Origin of the sequence: Bradyrhizobium sp. CCBAU 11361 (genome assembly GCF_028128935.1) — a bacterium.
GTDB classification, from domain to species: Bacteria; Pseudomonadota; Alphaproteobacteria; order Rhizobiales; family Xanthobacteraceae; genus Bradyrhizobium; species Bradyrhizobium niftali.
In genome coordinates, this window is sequence record NZ_LBJZ01000178.1 from 106620 (window position 1) to 123863 (window position 17244).

13 protein-coding genes are annotated in these 17244 nt (G+C 64.4%); 8 read left to right on the plus strand and 5 right to left on the minus strand.

What is annotated here, in order from left to right:
- Positions 1 to 16 precede the first annotated feature (16 nt).
- Both XI08_RS22400 and XI08_RS22405 read right to left on the minus strand, forming a co-directional pair.
- Positions 17 to 793, minus strand: coding sequence for a TetR/AcrR family transcriptional regulator (locus XI08_RS22400; protein ID WP_442869853.1), 777 nt, complete (start codon positions 791 to 793; stop codon positions 17 to 19).
- Positions 794 to 842: 49 nt separating this feature from the next.
- Positions 843 to 1142: a hypothetical protein gene (locus XI08_RS22405; RefSeq protein ID WP_027545764.1), complete on the minus strand. Its 300-nt coding sequence runs from the start codon at positions 1140 to 1142 to the stop codon at positions 843 to 845.
- Between the two features lie 575 nt (positions 1143 to 1717).
- On the opposite strand from XI08_RS22405, the gene XI08_RS22410 reads away from it, so the two are divergent.
- Positions 1718 to 2461 (plus strand): hypothetical protein, encoded by a 744-nt coding sequence (locus XI08_RS22410; protein ID WP_271575995.1) that lies wholly within the window; start codon positions 1718 to 1720, stop codon positions 2459 to 2461.
- Positions 2462 to 2631: 170 nt separating this feature from the next.
- Positions 2632 to 3225 carry a DUF6647 family protein gene (locus tag XI08_RS22415; protein ID WP_271575996.1) on the plus strand — a complete coding sequence of 198 codons (594 nt, stop codon included), beginning with the start codon at positions 2632 to 2634 and terminating at the stop codon, positions 3223 to 3225.
- 96 nt (positions 3226 to 3321) lie between these two features.
- Here XI08_RS22415 and XI08_RS22420 read toward each other — a convergent pair whose 3' ends face one another.
- The 3 genes from XI08_RS22420 to XI08_RS22430 form a co-directional block, all read right to left on the minus strand.
- Positions 3322 to 4596, minus strand: a complete 1275-nt coding sequence (locus XI08_RS22420; RefSeq protein WP_271575997.1) for a hypothetical protein — start codon at positions 4594 to 4596, stop codon at positions 3322 to 3324.
- Between the two features lie 144 nt (positions 4597 to 4740).
- A complete protein-coding gene (locus XI08_RS22425; protein ID WP_271575998.1) occupies positions 4741 to 6060 on the minus strand; it encodes an epoxide hydrolase family protein in 1320 nt (439 codons plus the stop codon).
- Positions 6061 to 6246: 186 nt separating this feature from the next.
- Positions 6247 to 7554, minus strand: a complete 1308-nt coding sequence (locus XI08_RS22430) for an MFS transporter (RefSeq protein ID WP_271575999.1) — start codon at positions 7552 to 7554, stop codon at positions 6247 to 6249.
- Between the two features lie 223 nt (positions 7555 to 7777).
- On the opposite strand from XI08_RS22430, the gene XI08_RS22435 reads away from it, so the two are divergent.
- The 6 genes from XI08_RS22435 to XI08_RS22460 form a co-directional block, all read left to right on the plus strand.
- Complete coding sequence (locus tag XI08_RS22435; RefSeq protein ID WP_271576000.1) at positions 7778 to 8593, plus strand: transglutaminase domain-containing protein; 816 nt, start codon at positions 7778 to 7780, stop codon at positions 8591 to 8593.
- Positions 8594 to 8956: 363 nt separating this feature from the next.
- Positions 8957 to 9679, plus strand: a complete 723-nt coding sequence (locus XI08_RS22440) for an outer membrane protein (protein WP_271576001.1) — start codon at positions 8957 to 8959, stop codon at positions 9677 to 9679.
- A gap of 507 nt (positions 9680 to 10186) precedes the next feature.
- On the plus strand, positions 10187 to 13690 hold the full coding sequence (dnaE, locus tag XI08_RS22445) for a DNA polymerase III subunit alpha (RefSeq protein ID WP_271576002.1): 3504 nt from the start codon (positions 10187 to 10189) through the stop codon (positions 13688 to 13690).
- A 138-nt stretch (positions 13691 to 13828) separates the two neighbouring features.
- Positions 13829 to 14317 carry a DUF2846 domain-containing protein gene (locus tag XI08_RS22450; protein WP_256374877.1) on the plus strand — a complete coding sequence of 163 codons (489 nt, stop codon included), beginning with the start codon at positions 13829 to 13831 and terminating at the stop codon, positions 14315 to 14317.
- 59 nt (positions 14318 to 14376) lie between these two features.
- Positions 14377 to 15117, plus strand: a complete 741-nt coding sequence (locus XI08_RS22455; RefSeq protein ID WP_271576003.1) for a carbonic anhydrase — start codon at positions 14377 to 14379, stop codon at positions 15115 to 15117.
- Between the two features lie 130 nt (positions 15118 to 15247).
- A partial coding sequence (locus XI08_RS22460; protein WP_271576004.1) for a caspase family protein occupies positions 15248 to 17244 on the plus strand: 1997 nt, incomplete at its 3' end.

The following is a 17244-nucleotide window of genomic DNA, read 5'->3' on the forward strand; positions in this document are numbered from 1 at the left end:
GCGCGGCATGGGTTGTTCACCTGATGAAGCGGTCGAGCAGAGCGTCGGCGGTGGCTTGCGACGTCATCCGTGCCGGTGCCGTCTTGCCGACCACGCGCAGCCCCTCGACGAAACAGACGAGAATTCGGGCGGCTCTTGAAGGCTCGACACCGTCGGCCAGCTTGCCCGCCGCCCCCGCACGCGAAAGTGCATCGGCCAGCCTGGCCTCCATGGCCTTGAAAAAGCTCGCGACGCGCCGACCGACTTCGGCGTCCTGGCCTGCCAGTTCCATGGCTGTGGCCACGAGCAGGCATCCGCGCCGGCCATTGGCACCGCTTGTGCGGTCGACATAGCCGGCAAGAAAGGTCCGCAGGCCGTCGACCGGCTCCCTGCGGGGGGCGAGCTCGATATCCATCCGCGTCAGAGCATCGGCAATGTAGCGATCAAGCGCACGCAAGAACAGCGAGTGCTTGTCACCGAAAGCAGCGTAAAGGCTGCCACGTGAAAGCTTCGTCGCACGAAGAAGGTCGGGGAGCGCCGTGCAGTGATAGCCGCGCGACCAGAACACATCCATGGCGCGCTCGACAGCGGCTTCCACGTCGAAACTGCGGGGGCGACCGCGGGGCAACTGCATTGGGGCTTGGCGGCTCATTGCCAATATATAGACCAAGTGGTCTTTAAATCGCAAGGCCCGGAGTGCGTTGAAGCCGGATGCCTCTTGGCCGGCGAAATTGAACGCTCGAAAGGCGATTGAACCCGGCTTGGCCCGCCAAGCTGCCGCTTGCTGTGATCGGATCGGGAAGGCCACCGGCATATGTCGAGTGGCCTCCGCGCTTAATATGGTTTGCGGGGCGGCGCCCCAACTAGAGATCGATGCTAACGGCGATGTTACGGGCCTGTAGTTCGGCAATCTTCATTCCGTCAGCCTGCACCTGCGCAAACTCCGGGTCCTTTGACACGGCCTCCTGCACCTTGCCGTAAACTTCCCAACTGGAGTAGCGCGTCGTAACCAGCAACTCTCCTGCCCAAGGACCGGTGTGGAAACGGGAGAGCCGAAGAAATTCGGCACCGTGTTTTTCAAAGATTTTCTTCGCCTGCCTGATGATCTGGACCATTTCCTCGGCCTTGTCGGTTTTGAAGCGAGTAAATTGGACGATCGGCATGGGATACCTCCATAGTTGTGTAAAATGTCCGAGAGGCATGTATCGAGCAACGTTCGAGGAGCGAACCTCCAGTTCAATCTCGATGAAGGTTCGTCTTCAGCGGCGTGATCCTGGTTCAGTCTTCGCAAGCGGAAGCAACTCTGCCGTTTCTCGGCGGATGGCGGCGCACCGTCACTGGCAAGCAAGTTTTCGCGCGGAGTGGTGTTCGCGGCGAACCTGAGATTTTCTGAGTTAAACCCACGTAACGCACTTCGAGTGCCAGAGTGGTTGTTCGAACGTCGCGATCGCGGTGAAGCGCGCTATGCACGCTGGTGGGCGGAGTTGCCGATTGTACCGAGGGACTCGTGGTGCTACGTTTGAGCACGTCATTCCGTTTTCGGTTTGATGCGACGAGCGATCGGGCTTACGGACCGCCGCCCGTTCATTTGAAATTGGAATACTTGAGCCAATAGTGCCCCGCCTCCGGCTCCCCTTTTGAGCTCGGTCGGACGATGTTTTTCATTGGCCTCCGTTCTTCCCATTGACTCGGAGGCGGGTTCTTTTCAGTTGAATTTTGCAACAAGTCGATATTCGACATGTGCATTCTGGCAAGCCGAGCGGATCGCGCCGCACCACATCACCATCTGAACGCGAGGTGGGGCAGCCATTGCTTGATGGTTGCATTGCTCTGTGCCGCTTCCTTGTTTCAGGTCACGCCCAAGGCGTGGGGACAATGCTCGGCGCGTGACGTCTTACAGAATCAACTGAAGCTCGGCAAAGTTCGCGCAGTTGATTTGCCGCAAAAACTCATCGGGTCCGCCCGCGATGTGCCGACATGGAAGACGATTGCCGTCGGTACCTTTGGCAACTCCGTTGCGCTGCGCAATGCGTTGGATGCCGTCGGTTGCAATATCGGCGGGCTGGCCGCGGAAGTTCTCGCTCGACCGGCCTTCATCGTCAGTTCCAGCAAGATGGACGTAGAGCTTGTGGCGGTATCCGCGGTCGAGCTTGGCTTTAAATCCGATAGCGTACCTCTGGCCGTCATTTACGCGCGAGCCCGGCAACTCGGCTTTGAACTTGCGGCAGCGGAGGTCGGTCCGCAATTGCGCCTTCAATATCTTGATCAGCCCATGGGCGAATTCCTCATCGTGGGAATGCAGCCAATCAAGACGTGGAGCGGAGAGCCGGTGGTTCTCAATGTGGCGAATGGCGGAGCCGGATTGATCCTGATCGGCCAGGACGGCAGGGATGACGCGGAAATACCGGCGACCTCCCGTCTTCTCTTCGTGCGGCCGCCTGACCTCAGCGGCGGAATCGCGGCCGCTCTGCTGCCACCGTGAAGACGAACAACCGAGTTTCGAGCAGGCGAGCGCTGACAGCGGCGTTGTGAGTTCTTGGGTGTGAATGGGTTCACAACGACGTCGCCAGGCGAATGCTATGTTCCAGCTGTTTAACTGCCGACTGATTTTTTGAAGAGCTTCTTTTTCGAACAGCCTCTGAGGAGAGGATCATGTTCAAGCAATTCCTCTTGGTCGCGGCGATAGTCTCCCTAACGTTAGCCACATCCACTAAAGCCCATTGCGAATATGCTTTGGAGCGCAGCGCGTCCGCCGAGTCGCGTTCGGTTTCGTTGCATTCTGATACAGCTCAACTTACGGAAGCCCTGTTGGATGACATTGTGACTTGGCTCTCATCGAATTTCGACCTGCCTGCCATCAAACAGCGTCCCGTCGTTGAATTTGCGTCGAAGATGGAGCTGGCGAGGTTGCGTGCGAGGGACCGCACTTCTTCGCAAGGCTTCATGGAAAGCGATGGGCAACTAGCTCAGCGCGAGGTTGTCGCACTTTACGACAACGAGACGAGAACGATCCTGCTTCCTGATGATTGGGGCGGCACTTCGCCGACGGACCAATCGGTCCTGGTACACGAAATGGTCCATCACCTTCAGAATGTTGGAAAGCTCAAATTTGATTGCCCACAGGCGCGAGAGAAGTTGGCCTACCTGGCTCAGGATAAATGGTTAGAGCGGTTCGGACTTAGCTTGGAGAATGAGTTCGACGTCGATATGTTCACAGTGTTGATTTCTTCAGCATGCATGTATTGATTGTGACCGGTCGATCCCAGTCGCGCAGGCGAAATCAGCAACGGCCCCAGAGTGAACCTACGTTATGCCACGGGCCTTCGAATTGCGCTCCTGCGCTTACGGCGACGGCACGGCCGAGGGCGGAGGTGCGGTGACGTTCGGCAGCGGAATTGCTGGCCCAGGGCTCGCCGGCCAGGGACCTTTCGGCTTGGCCGCGACCGACGAGCACGCCGCCGCAAGCTGAGTTCGCATCGATGCCAGGCCCGTCAGGTCGATGTCAAATTTCGTGACGTTCACCTTTTCGTCCGGCATCGGCGTGGTCCGCCGGACATGGAGAGAGTGGGACGCCATGATCGCCTTGACCATGTCAGGGTCGATACTGCCGCTCCACATCTCGTACTTCGTGGCTCGCACCGGAAAACCTCCGGCTTCGTGGTCCTTGTCGGCGTCCGCGGTCATCATGATCGTACTCTTGCCGACGCTCGCCTCGTCGATCTCGCCCGCGAACATCAGCGGCACACGATTCCTGGTGTCGCAAAACATGCGCCACTCCATGGTCCGGAACGAAGAGCCGCTCTCCTTCTTCATCACCGCAATCTTGCTGATGAACGGCGGCGTTGCCTTTTCCAGCCTCCACATCCCTTCGGCAAACGCTCGCGTGTCGATTCCGAAACGATAGAGCTCGGCTCGCGTCAGCATATGCAGGTTTTCGAACTTCACCGTCCGGATGAGATTGTCGAGCTCGCGGCTGATCCCCATCGCTGCGATGAATGCGGCGCGGTCGCGTTCGGCATTCGCGATCCGGCGCTGCCTGTATTCCGCGACCGCCTGCGGAGCCGGATGCCCGTGAAAGACGAGGACCAGCCTGGAGTTATGGACCGCCAGCGCGGCGTCGGGAGCCACCTCGCGCGATGTCGCCCCGAGAAACAGGTAACCGCAGGCCGAGCTGCACATCGCATGGTAGGTCGTGAGCTCCGCCTCGACCTCGCCGCCGGCGGCCTTCGTCTTCAAGCACGCGGCGTCCACCTGTGTGCCGGCGGCGCACGCCGTCGCGATCGTCCGTCCGACCCGCGCGACCGCCTTGCGACTGCGCAGCAGCCGGCCGATGACGTAGGACTGCTCCACGTTTCCGCCAGGTGAATGAAGGTAGATCGGACGCTGCGTGTCCTTGACGCCGGCCAGGAAGCGGCGAATGCGTTGGCTTGCATCCCCATCGATCTCGCCCTCGATGGCGATCCAGCGGTCGCAGCCCGGCCCGCACGCGTCCGGTGCTCCCTTGGCCAGATAGATCGTCAGCCTCGATGCAAATCCGGTTTTTTCGGCAGGCGCTTCCTTGGCATGCAGTGCGCATGGAAGCAGCATGGCCACGAGAAACAAAATACGGGCAAGCATGTAACGACTGGGCCACGCGCGGTGAAGATAGACGCTGACGTTACATGATGATCGGCGCGCGTACAACTTTCGGTCGCATGCATGTGCGCGTTTATTGCGCCGGGCGGGCCACGACAGCACCGCCCGGCTCACGGATCGAACGGCCTAGCGCAGCGATCTGAAGGCCGCCCGCATCTCCGTTGCGAAGAGCTGCGGCTGCTCCCACGCTGCGAAGTGGCCGCCCTTGTCGACCTCGTTGAAGTAATGGAGCGTCGGATATGCGCGCTGCGTCCATGTCTTCGGCGCGCGATAGATCTCGGCGGGGAACACGGTCACCGCGACCGGCACCGTGATCTCCGTGGTCTTCTGCGCGGCCGAGCTGAAGTTGTTGTTATTATTCTCCCAGTAGAACCCGCTGGCCGACGCACCGGTATTGGTGAGCCAGTAGAGCGAGATGGCATCCAGGATCTCGTCTTTCGTCAGCACGCGCTCGGGCTCGCTGCCGCTGTCCGTCCACTCGGCGATCTTCTCGTACATGAAGGCGGCGAGTGTCGCGGGCGAGTCGCAAAGCCCGTAACCGATCGTCTGCGGGCGCGTCACCATCATCGCGCCATAGGCCGCGCTTCGCGCGAAGAACTTGCTCAGGGTCTCGAAGGCCACGCGTTCCGGCTCGGGCAGGCCGGCGGGCGGCGGGTCGCCGGCATTGATGCCCCTGACGTATTCGGCAGGCACGGTCGGCGGCATGTTGACGTGGATACCCAGAAGGCCAGCGGGCTTCTGGCGCGCGAGCGCGTCGGAGATCACCGAGCCGTGGTCGCCGCCCTGCGAGACGTACCTGACATAGCCGAGCCGCTTCATGAGCACGTCCCAGGCGCGCGCCACGCGGTCCGGACCCCATCCGAGTTCGCGCGGCTTGGCCGAGAAGCCGTAACCGGGAATCGAGGGGATGACGACGTGGAAGGCGTCCTCCGCGCGCCCGCCATGCGCCACCGGATCGGTCAGCGGCCCGATGGTCTTGAGCATTTCGAGGATCGAGCCCGGCCAGCCGTGGGTGATGATGATGGGCAGGGCGTCAGGATTGGGCGACCTGACATGGATGAAATGGATGTCGAGGCCGTCAATTTGCGTGATGAACTGCGGCAGCCCGTTGAGCCGCTTCTCGATCTTGCGCCAGTCATAGGACCTGGCCCAGTAGCCGCAAAGCGCCTGCAGCCGCGCGAGCTGCACGCCTTGCGAGGTGTCGGGCACCGTTTCGCGGTCGGGCCAGCGCGTCGCGCCGATGCGCCGGCGCAAATCGTCGAGGGCGGACTCAGGGATGTCGATATTGAATTTGCGAATGCTGGTGTCACCAGCAGGGCTTGCAGCGCCTTCTGCGGCCTGTGCGGGTGAGGCGCTTCCTGCGAGCGAAAGATTGAGGCCAATGGTACCGATCAGCGAGGATGCGATGAAGTCTCGCCGGCCGATTCCAGTGTTCGTGACAGACATGAACATTCTCCAGTTCTCTCGTCTTTGTTGTCGAGAGCGGGCGGGAGATAGCATCGCGGTCAAATCACGCAAATTCACATCAACGGCGATTGCGGGATCCGGAACGTGGAGTCGTGCTTTCTCGAAAGACCTGCACGTTTGTCAGATCTGGCGGTTGATGATCCCTAAGAGTTGCTCGAGCTGCCGCTAAGCCACCGGATCCCTGACGGCATCCGAACGGCTCCGGTCATCCGGCGCCAGCGGTGGCGCCGGCCTCGCGGGAGTGGTCTTCAGCAAGGCAGCGTCGCTTGATGTGTCCGCGACCGGCGCGGCTCCGGCCTCGCGCGCGGCGACGATCCAAATCAGGAAGCCAACAAGCGCGAGCGCGGCGCCGACGGGACCGGTGGAGGTCCAGCCCAGCCCTTCGCGAATGGCGAGGCCGCCCAGGAACGGGCCGAGCGCGTTGGCGGTGTTGAACGCCGAATGGTTGAGCGCCGCAGCGAGCGCCTGCGCGTCGCCCGCGACGTCCATGAGGCGCGTCTGGAGGACAGCCCCGAGCGAGACGCTGGCGCCGATCACGAAGACGTCTGCCGCGAGCAGCCAGGGATTGCCGGCCGCAAGCGGGAAGACCAGCAACGCGGCCGCTGAAAACAACAGGATGCCGCCCGCCGTCGGCATCAAGGCGCGGTCCGCGAAGCGCGGCACGAACAGATTGCCGAGCGTCGCGCCGACGCCGAACACGGCGAGAAAGACCGGAATCACCGCCGGGCTGACCTTGGTGACCTCGATCAATGTCGTCGCAAGGTAAGTATAGACGGCGAACATGCCGCCGAAGCCGATGGCGGCGATCGCCAGCGTGATCCAGACGCGGCCGCTTCGGAGGGCGCCGAGCTCTCGCAGCGGGTCCGACCTGCCGGCCTGGTCGCGCGGCGCGAACAGGGCGCAAAGCAGGACCGTGAGCAGCGCCAGCAACGACACGAGGCCGAAGCTGGCGCGCCAGCCGACCGTCTGGCCGACCAGATTGGCCAAGGGCACGCCAATGATCGTGGCGCCGGTCAGGCCGAGCATCACCTGGCCGATCGCGCGCGAGCGGCGATGTTGAGGAACGAGCGAGGCTGCGACCAGTGCGGCGATGCCGAAATAGGCGCCATGCGGCAATCCCGATAGAAAACGGGCCGCGATCATCCAGCCAAAGCCCGGCGCAAGCGCGGTGAGCGCATTACCGAGCGCGAACACGGCCATCAGGACCAGGAGCTGCGTGCGCCGGGCGAAACGCGCACCAAGCACGGCGATCAGCGGTGCGCCCAGCACCACGCCGAGCGCGTAGGCACTGATCGCGTGTCCCGCGGCCGGCTCGTCGACCCGAAGGTCGGCGGCGAAGAACGGCAGCAGGCTCATCGATGCGAATTCGGTGGTTCCGATCGCAAAGCCGCCCATCGCGAGCGAGAACAGGACGATGGCGAGGTGAGGGGGCGCGGAGGCCGTGGTCGCGCGGGGAGAGGTCGCTTGAGACATGTGTCCTGCATTGGTGGCGTCAAGGGAACCAGCCCAGCCAACGTCGCCATCCCTGCAAGATTTGTCTGTCGTACTTAAACCCGGAGCAGTCTGCGTCAACACCGGAGCCGCGATGCAAGGCCGGCCGCATATCAGCGTCCCGATTTGCGGGTGGCGGTGGCGAGAGCGTGTGCAGGGCGGCAAGGGCCTGATATGATCTGCGGGATCTTGCCGATATGTCTCGATGACTGAATTCGCGACTCCCGACTACGCCAGCCATAGCGCGCTCACCGATTCCGGCACTGACGCCGCCCTGATCGGCGGCCTACCGCTGGATATTCCAGGGTTGTGTCGCACGTTGCAGGGCCTCCTGATCCACGAAGCATGGATCGAGAGGCAGGGATTGGACGTCGCTGCCTTCGCCGGTCAAAGCCGCGCCACCTTGCCTGTGGCCCAGCGCCTGAAGCAGATTCTGGCGATCGACCCGAGACCGCTGACCATCGCCCGACCTGGCCCGTCGAGGGTATTGGCGACGTGCCGGGATTTTTCACTGATGTCGTGTGCCGTCCTGCGGCATCATCGCGTGCCGGCCCGCATACGCTGCGGTTTCGGCAGATATTTTACCGGGCATCCCTATCACGATCATTGGGTGTGCGAGTATTGGTCCCGGGACGAGCAACGCTGGGTCCTGGTCGATGCCGAGCTCGACGAGCTGCACCGTAGTCTGCTCAAGTTCGATTTCGAACCAGCGGATGTGCCTCGTACGGCGTTCATCACCGGGATCGAGGCATGGAAGCTATGCCGGACCGGCGTCATCGACCCTGCGCAGCTTGGCCACGGAACGACGACCGGCCTGTTCTTTGCGCGGGTCAACCTCGTGCGCGATCTGCTCGCGCTCGCCAAGATCGAGATCTCGGCATGGGATACGTGGCGCGCGGCGCGCGAACCACATCGCGTGTTGGACCACGCTGCTCTGTCGCGATGTGATGGTATCGCGCAGCGCGGTGAGGCGGGTGCGATCGAGATCGCGCCATCGCTCAGTGCGCCACCCTGGCACTAGATCGTTGGAGACCCGTGCGCGGCTGCAATTGCTTGCAGCCGCGCTAACGTGAATGTGGCGATTGCGAGCGAAAATGTGGCGACAATGAGGAGCGTAAACAATGCACGCATCTCAAATCTCCAATCACGCGAATGTGCGCGCGGCGATGTTACGCGCGTGCGCAGTGCATCTCGTGTCGTCGACATTGGAATCGCTGAAATCGCTTGTTTCAAAGGGTTTCCAGCGCGCTCTGATAAATCTTCATTAATGAAGCGCGGCCCTTTGGAGCGAACTGTTGCGTCGGGGTTACAGCAATTCCGTCGATCGCTGTTATGACCACGCAACGGCCCGGGGGCCTAACGACGAAACTGGAACGGGATTCAAATGAAGAAGAATTTGTTGCTTGCTGCTGTGAGCCTCGTCGCGCTGAGCGCGGCTGCACCGGCGCTGGCTGCTGATCTCGCGGCGCGGCCGTACACCAAGGCGCCTGCAATGGTCGCCGCGATCTACGACTGGAGCGGCTTCTACATCGGCATCAACGGCGGCGGCGGTTCGTCGCACGCGACCTGGGATCTGGTCGGCTTCGGCCGCGACGGTTCGCACGATGCGACCGGCGGCACGGTCGGTGGTCAGATCGGCTATCGCTGGCAGTCCGGCCAGTGGGTGTTCGGCGTGGAAGGCCAGGGCAACTGGGCTGACTTCTCCGGCAGCCACGTCGGTGCGATCTCCGGCTTCACCAACAACACCAAGATCGATGCGTTCGGTCTGATCACCGGTCAGGTCGGCTACGCCTGGAACAACGTGCTGGTCTACGTGAAGGGCGGCGCGGCTGTGGTCAGCACCAAGTACGACGCCTCTTTCGCCGGCGCGTCGCTTGCTTCGGCCAACGACACCCGTTGGGGCGGCACGGTCGGCGCAGGCCTCGAGTACGGCTTCGCTCCGAACTGGTCGGTTGGCGTCGAGTACGACCACATCTTCCTGGGCGGCAAGGATCAGAACCTGACCGGCGGCCTCGGTGTCCTGGCGGTCCACACCAAGCAGGACGTCGACATGGGCCTCGTCCGCCTGAACTACAAGTTCGGTGGCCCGATCCTCGGCCGCTACTGATACCGATCGCTTCGCAAGAAGCGGTTGTCGAAAGCCCCGGCCGTTGGCCGGGGCTTTTTTATTGTTTGAAGTCAACGAGTTAACCATTCTCTTTGGGGATGCCTCAGATGACTTGACTCCCGAGAACGAAATGAGAACAATGTTCTTCATACGTTCCAGCAAGGGAGCAGGCCATGTTCAGGATTTTCGTGGAAGAAGCCGCCGCACTGGCATCGATCACGCTGTTCGTCGGGATGATCGCAATCTGGGCGCAGGTGATTCCGCAGCTCTAGAAGCAGGGTTGGAAAACCGTTGCCCGGGAACTCCTCGGCGCGCTTGGGGAAAAGCGGGACGACGCGGCCGATAGGCCGCTCCGGCGTGGACTCTGCGGCAGCGACGCCCCACCATGGTGCGGCGAGTCGGCAAAGGCCGGTGGAACGCGGGTGCAGGATGCTCTCATGATCCCCTCGGCATCCCCCTGGGGCCGGCGACCGCTCCATCTCATCTGCAAGAGGCCGTCACGCGACCATGCCGAGCGCCGGATTTGTCCACCTTCACGTTCACTCGGCCTATTCGCTGCTCAAGGGCTCGATCAAGATCGCCAAGCTCGCCGAGCTCGCGAAGAAAGATCATCAGCCGGCCCTGGCGCTGACCGACACCGACAATCTGTTCGGTGCGCTGGAGTTCTCCGACAAGATGGCGGGCTCCGGCATCCAGCCGATCGTCGGCTGCGAGCTCGCGATCGACTTCGCAGATCAGGATCCCAATGCGCGCAACGCCATTGGCCCGTCGCGCGTGGTGCTGCTGGCGGCGCAGGAGCGCGGCTATCGCAGCCTGATGCGGCTCAATTCACGCGCGTTCCTGGAATCGCCCGACAGCCACGCACCCTTCATCAAGTTCGACTGGCTCGACGGCGAGACCGAGGGTCTGATCGCGCTCACCGGCGGCCCTGACGGGCCGATCTCGCTGGCGCTTGCCGGCGGCCATGCCGAGCTTGCGGCTGCCCGCTGCGAGCGTCTCGCCACGCTGTTCGGGGACCGGCTCTATATCGAGCTGCAGCGCCACAACATCGACAAGGAGCGGCGCGTCGAAAGCGGGCTGATCGACATCGCCTATGCCAAGGGCCTGCCGCTGGTTGCGACCAACGAGCCGTATTTCGCCGCAACCGACGATTACGAGGCGCACGATGCGCTTTTGTGTATCGCCGGCGGCCGGCTGATCGCTGAGAGCGATCGCGTGCAGCTCACCCCGGATCACCGCTTCAAGACCCGCGCCGAGATGGCGGTGCTGTTCGCCGACATTCCGGAGGCGCTGGCCTCGACGGTCGAGATCGCCGAACGCTGCTCGTTCCGCCCGATGACGCGCAAGCCGATCCTGCCGTTCTTCACCGTCGGCGCCGCCGGCAGCTCCGATGCGGCCGCGGTCGAGGCGGCCGAGTTGAAGCGCCAGGCGGAGGAGGGGCTCGCCAACCGCCTGCGCGTGCATGGCCTGTCGCAGGGCACCACGGACGAGGACTACAACAAGCGCCTGGCGTTCGAGCTCGACGTCATCATGCGCATGAAGTACGCGGGCTACTTCCTGATCGTGTCCGACTTCATCAAATGGGCGAAGTCGCAAGGGATTCCGGTCGGGCCGGGCCGCGGCTCGGGTGCAGGCTCGCTCGTCGCCTGGGCGCTGACCATCACCGATCTCGACCCGATCAAGTTCGGCCTGCTGTTCGAGCGCTTCCTCAATCCCGAGCGCGTCTCGATGCCGGACTTCGACATCGACTTCTGCCAGGACCGCCGCGGCGAGGTGATCCAGTATGTGCAGCAGCGCTACGGCCGCGACCAGGTCGCGCAGATCATCACCTTCGGTACGCTGCAGGCGCGCGGCGTGCTGCGCGACGTCGGCCGCGTGCTGCAAATGCCCTATGGCCAGGTCGACAAGCTGACCAAGCTCGTGCCGCAGAATCCGGCCGCGCCGGTGACGCTGGCCGCCGCGATCGAGAGCGAGCCGAAGCTCCAGGCGTTCCGCGACGAGGATCCGGTGGTGGCGCGCGCCTTCGACATCGCCCAGCGCCTCGAGGGCCTGACGCGCCACGCCTCGACGCATGCGGCCGGCATCGTGATCGGCGATCGCCCCCTGAGCGAGCTCGTGCCGCTCTACCGCGATCCCAAATCCGACATGCCGGTGACCCAGTTCAACATGAAATGGGTCGAGCCGGCCGGCCTCGTCAAATTCGACTTCCTCGGCCTCAAGACGCTGACCGTGCTCGACGTCGCGTGCAAACTGCTCAAGCCGCGCGACATCCATGTCGATCTCGCGACGCTGCCGATCGACGATGCCGAGAGCTACCAGATGCTGGCGCGCGGCGATGTGGTCGGCGTGTTCCAGGTTGAAAGCCAGGGCATGCGGCGCGCGCTGATCGACATGCGCCCCGACCGTTTCGAGGACATCATCGCGCTGGTCGCGCTCTATCGCCCCGGCCCGATGGCGAACATCCCGACCTACTGCTCGCGCAAGCATGGCGACGAGGAGCCGGAATATCTGCATCCCGTGCTGGAGCCGATCCTGAAGGAGACCTTCGGCGTCATCATCTACCAGGAACAGGTGATGCAGATCGCGCAGGTGATGTCGGGCTATTCGCTCGGCGACGCCGACCTGCTGCGCCGCGCCATGGGCAAGAAGATCCGCGCCGAGATGGACAAGCAGCGCGACATCTTCGTCGCCGGCGCGGTGAAGAACGGCGTGCCGAAGGGGCAGGCCGAGACCATCTTCGAGCTGCTGGCGAAGTTCGCCGACTACGGCTTCAACAAGAGCCACGCGGCGGCCTATGCGCTGGTCTCCTACCACACCGCCTACATGAAGGCGCATTATCCGGTGGAGTTCATCGCGGCGTCGATGACGCTCGATCTCAACAACACCGACAAGCTCTCCGAATTCCGCTCCGAGGCGCAGCGTCTCGGCATCAAGGTCGAGCCGCCGAACATCAATCGCTCCGGTGCGACCTTCGAGGTCGGAGAAAAGACCATCTACTACGCGCTCGCCGCGCTCAAGGGCGTCGGCATTCAGGCGATCGACCAGATCATCGAGGAGCGTACCAGGAACGGTCTCTTCACCTCGCTCGCCGACTTCGCCGCGCGCGTCAATCCGCGTGCGATCAACAAGCGCATCATCGAGAGTCTCGCCGCCGCCGGCGCCTTCGACACGCTGGAGCCGAACCGCGCGCGCGTCTTCGCCGGCGCCGACGCGATCCTCGCCGCCTGCCAGCGCGCGCATGAGGCCGCGACCATCGGCCAGAACGACATGTTCGGCAGCGCGGCCGATGCGCCGACCATCATGCTGCCGCAGATCGAGGCGTGGCTGCCGGCCGAGCGGCTGCGACGCGAATATGACGCGATCGGCTTCTTCCTGTCCGGACATCCGCTCGACGACTATGCCACCGTGCTGAAGCGCCTGCGGGTGCAGAGCTGGGCGGAGTTCTCGCGCGCGGTGAAGACCGGCGCCACCGCCGGCAAGGTCGCGGCCACCGTGGTCTCGCGCATGGAGCGGCGCACCAAGACCGGCAACAAGATGGGCATCATGGGGCTCTCTGATCCCACGGGCCACTTCGAGGCGGTGCTGTTCTCGGAAGGGCTTGCGCAATATCGCGATGTGCTCGAGCCGGGCGCCGCTGTGCTGCTCCAGCTCGGCGCCGAGCTCCAGGGCGAGGACGTGCGCGCCCGCGTGTTGCATGCCGAGCCGCTCGACGATGCCGCCGCCAAGACGCAGAAGGGCCTGCGCATCTTCCTGCGCGACACCAAGCCGCTGGAATCGATCGCCAAGCGTCTCGCCGGCCCAGAGATGGCTGGCTCGAACGGCGCCGCGCCAAAGGTCGGCAGCCCGGGGATTGCGCCGCGTTCCAATGGCGACGGCGAGGTCTCGCTGGTGATGATGCTCGACCTCGAGACCGAGGTCGAGATGAAGCTGCCCGGCCGCTTCAAGGTCTCGCCGCAGATCGCCGGCGCGATCAAGGCGGTCGCGGGCGTCGTGGACGTGCAGCAGCTCTGACGGCCGGTCTGCGCGATCAGTGCCGTCGTCGTCGAAGCGTGTTGCAACCTCGCGCTGTTTCTGGCTAGCATGCACCCGGGGAATGGAATGGGGTGTGCGATGCTGCGACGGGGCGCGTTGTTGTTGGCCGTTGGTGCCATGCTGACGGGGTGTGTGAGCGATCAGGTGGGAACCGACTTTGCATCGGTGTCAAAGAAGGTCGGACCGCCGCGCCCCGGGCATTCGCGCATCGTCCTGCTGCAGGACAAGAGGAATGGGCTCAGCATGGCCATTTGCGCCTGCGAGGTGAAGCTCGACGGTGCGCCGCTTGGCAAGGTCGTGGCCGGGAAGTATGCCTATGCCGATCGGCCGGCCGGCCGTCACGAAGTGCTGGTGACCGAGCTGATGTTTCCCGGCGACACCAAGCGCGATATCGTCATGGAAGCCGGCCGGACGCACTTTTACCTCATCAAGAGCAGTCCCAGGCACGATGCCGCGACGGGGGGAGCGATCCTCGGTGGCCTCGCCGGGCTTGCCGTCGTCTCCGTTGCGACGGCAGGAGACGCCAATCCCGGGCCGGCCGAGCTCGTCGCGCTGGACGAGGCGACCGCGCGAACGAAGCTCGCGGAGCTACAGGCTATCGAGTAAGATGCGCGGCACGATGGCCGCTGCATCAACGACGGCGGCTCGATTGGGAGGAGCCAGGCATGTGCGAGAATTGCGGCGGCGATCGCGACGTCCACATCGGCCCTTCGCGGAGATCGCTCATCCATCTGACGGTCTCGGCGCTCGGGCTTGCCCTGGGCGGCGTCGCCCTTGCCAAGGAGACCAAGGCTCCGCCCAAGCCGCAGAACGTGCTGTCGCCAGACGCGGCGTTGAAGCGGCTGATGGAGGGCAATGTCCGTTATGTCGAAGGCGTGTCGCGGCGGCACGATTTCAAGCATGAGCGCGAGGCGCTGGCCGGCGGCCAGAACCCGTTCGCGGCCGTGCTGAGCTGCGCCGACTCGCGCATCGCGCCTGAATATGCCTTCGACGCCGGTCGCGGCGATCTGTTCGTCTGCCGCGTCGCCGGAAACTTTGCCGGTACCGAGACCATCGCCAGCATGGAATATGCGGTCGCCGTGCTCAATGCGCCGCTGATCCTCGTGCTCGGCCATGACAGTTGCGGCGCGGTCGATGCGACACTGAAGGCGATCAAGGACAACACGTCGCCGCCCGGCCACATCCCCTCGCTGGTCGATGCGATCGCGCCTGCCGCCAAGGCCGCGATGCAGCAAGGCGGGGACGTGCTCAACAATGCGATCCGGCAGAACGTGATCGACAACATCGCCAAGCTGAAATCGGCCGCCCCGATTCTCAATGCGGCCGTGGAACAGGGCAAGCTCAAGGTCGTCGGCGGCATCTACCGGCTTACGACGGGAACGGTCGACCTGATCGCGCAAGGCTGACGCGGGACTGACGCCGCCGGCGGCGTGGCCATGCCACCGCCTCAATCCAAGCTTTTCGTTCAAGCGCCATTCAGCTGGCCGCGCGTCTGATGCGCGGCAGCACCTCAACAACAAAAGCGGCAGGCAAGCCATGCGTGGGACGCTCAGAATCTTCATCTGCCTTCTTCTGCCGATCGCGGTCCTTGCCGCGGGCGCGCCCGATCCGGCGCGCGCGCAGCAGCAGGAAAAGCGCATCGCGCTCGTGGTCGGCAACGGCGCCTATGCCAAGTCGCCGCTGGCGACGACCGCGAACGATGCCGGCCTGATCGCGCAGACGCTGCAGGCGGCGGGGTTCGACGTCGTCGGCGCGCGCGATCTCGACGGCGACACGCTGCGCAAGAGCTTTCGAGATTTCATCCAGAAGGCGCAGGCCTCCGGCCCGGGCACCGTCGCGATGGTCTATCTCGCCGGCTACGGCGTGCAGCTTGCCGGCGAGAACTATTTCATCCCGGTCGATTCCAACATCACCCGCGACACCGACATCCCGACCGAGGCCCTGCGCATCAGCGACTATGCGCGCCAGCTGGCGGCGATTCCACTCAAGGCCAACATCGTCGTGCTCGACGCGGCGCGGGCGCAGCCCTTCATCGAGGGCGGCCAGCCGATCGCGAGCGGCTTGGCGCTGGTCGAACCCGACCCGAACATGCTGATCGCCTTCAACGCCGCGCCCGGCACGGTGGCGCCACAGGAGCCGGGGCCTTACGGCATCTATGCGCAGTCGCTGGCGGAGATGATCCGCACCGGCGGCCTGCCGCTGCCTGAGGTGTTCGATCGCGTCCGCCTGCGCGTCAACGAGGCCTCCAAGGGCGCGCAGGTGCCCTGGAACGAGCAGAAGATATCGACGCCATTCTCGTTCTTCGATCGAGGGCCCGACGCGCCGCCGCCGGAGGCCTCGGCCGCCCAGGTCGCCGCGATCCGGAGCAAGCCGATCCGCGATCTCGGCGTGCAAGACGCCTACGCCGCCGCGCTGGAGCGCGACACGCTGCCGGCCTATGAGGAATTTCTCGCGGCCTATCCGAACGATCCGATGTCCAAGCGCGTGATGGCGATCGTTGCGGCGCGCCGCGAGGCGATCACCTGGCGGCGGACTTATCGCACCGACACGCCGGAGGCCTATTGGTCGTATCTGCGCCGCTATCCGCGCGGCCCGCACGCGGGCGATGCGCGCCGGCGCCTGGCGATCCTCACCGCGCCGGCCGAGCCGCCGCCGACCTTCGCGATGATCGACTATGACGTGCCGCCGCCGCCGCCGGAGGAGGTGGTCTATGTCGACCGTCCCGTGCTGTACTTCAGCGATCCTGATTTTGGCTTCGCGCCGCCACCGCCGCCGCCGGTCTATTATCTGCCGCCGCCACCGCCGGATTTCGTCGTGCTCGAGCCGCCGCTGCCCGTGGTCGGCCTGTTCGTGCTGCCGCAGCCGATATTCGTGCCGATCCCGGTGTTCGTCAGCCCACCGGTTTATGTCGCGCCGCCGCCGAACAACATCATCTACAACAACATCCATAACACCACGGTCATCAACACCGTGATCAACCGGCCGCCGGCACCTGCCGCGGGAGTGGGAGCAGGAGCCGGACCGGGCAATCTCGCGCCGGCGGTCGCCGGCCGGGCCAATCCGGCCGGTGCAGCCGTGCCGCAGGCAGTCACGCAGCGCGCGGCTCTGATCCAGCAGGGCAAGGCGCCAATGCCGCCGAGTGCGACGATCCAGCCGACGGCAAGACCCGCGACACCGCCGGGCACGCCCGCCAATGTCGCGCCAAATGCGCGACCAAGCGCGCTGCCGGGTGCCTTGCCAGGTACCCCGCCAGGTACGACGCCGAACGCCCCAGGCACAGCACCGAACGCCGCGCCGCAGACCAAGTTGCCTGCCGCCAACACGCTGCCGGTTCCGGGCTCCCATGGTGGGCCGCCGGCGCCGCCGGCAGGGGCAGCAGGGACTCCGCCGGGCGGCAAGCCCTTGCCGACGGCGACCGCTCCGACCGCCCCCGGTGTAACGCCGCCGGCTCATCCGGGAGCGCCGACCACGGCTGCGCCCGGCACAACGCCGCCGCCCCATCCTGGTGCGCCAACGGCCGTCGCTCCGACGAC

Coding starts and splice junctions, on each gene's coding strand:
- XI08_RS22400 (WP_442869853.1), bottom strand. CDS start 793: ATGCCGGTGGCCTTCCCGATCCGATCACAGCAAGCGGCAGCTTGGCGG.
- XI08_RS22405 (WP_027545764.1), bottom strand. CDS start 1,142: ATGCCGATCGTCCAATTTACTCGCTTCAAAACCGACAAGGCCGAGGAA.
- XI08_RS22410 (WP_271575995.1), top strand. CDS start 1,718: ATGTGCATTCTGGCAAGCCGAGCGGATCGCGCCGCACCACATCACCAT.
- XI08_RS22415 (WP_271575996.1), top strand. CDS start 2,632: ATGTTCAAGCAATTCCTCTTGGTCGCGGCGATAGTCTCCCTAACGTTA.
- XI08_RS22420 (WP_271575997.1), bottom strand. CDS start 4,596: ATGCTTGCCCGTATTTTGTTTCTCGTGGCCATGCTGCTTCCATGCGCA.
- XI08_RS22425 (WP_271575998.1), bottom strand. CDS start 6,060: ATGTCTGTCACGAACACTGGAATCGGCCGGCGAGACTTCATCGCATCC.
- XI08_RS22430 (WP_271575999.1), bottom strand. CDS start 7,554: ATGTCTCAAGCGACCTCTCCCCGCGCGACCACGGCCTCCGCGCCCCCT.
- XI08_RS22435 (WP_271576000.1), top strand. CDS start 7,778: ATGACTGAATTCGCGACTCCCGACTACGCCAGCCATAGCGCGCTCACC.
- XI08_RS22440 (WP_271576001.1), top strand. CDS start 8,957: ATGAAGAAGAATTTGTTGCTTGCTGCTGTGAGCCTCGTCGCGCTGAGC.
- dnaE (WP_271576002.1), top strand. CDS start 10,187: ATGCCGAGCGCCGGATTTGTCCACCTTCACGTTCACTCGGCCTATTCG.
- XI08_RS22450 (WP_256374877.1), top strand. CDS start 13,829: ATGCTGACGGGGTGTGTGAGCGATCAGGTGGGAACCGACTTTGCATCG.
- XI08_RS22455 (WP_271576003.1), top strand. CDS start 14,377: ATGTGCGAGAATTGCGGCGGCGATCGCGACGTCCACATCGGCCCTTCG.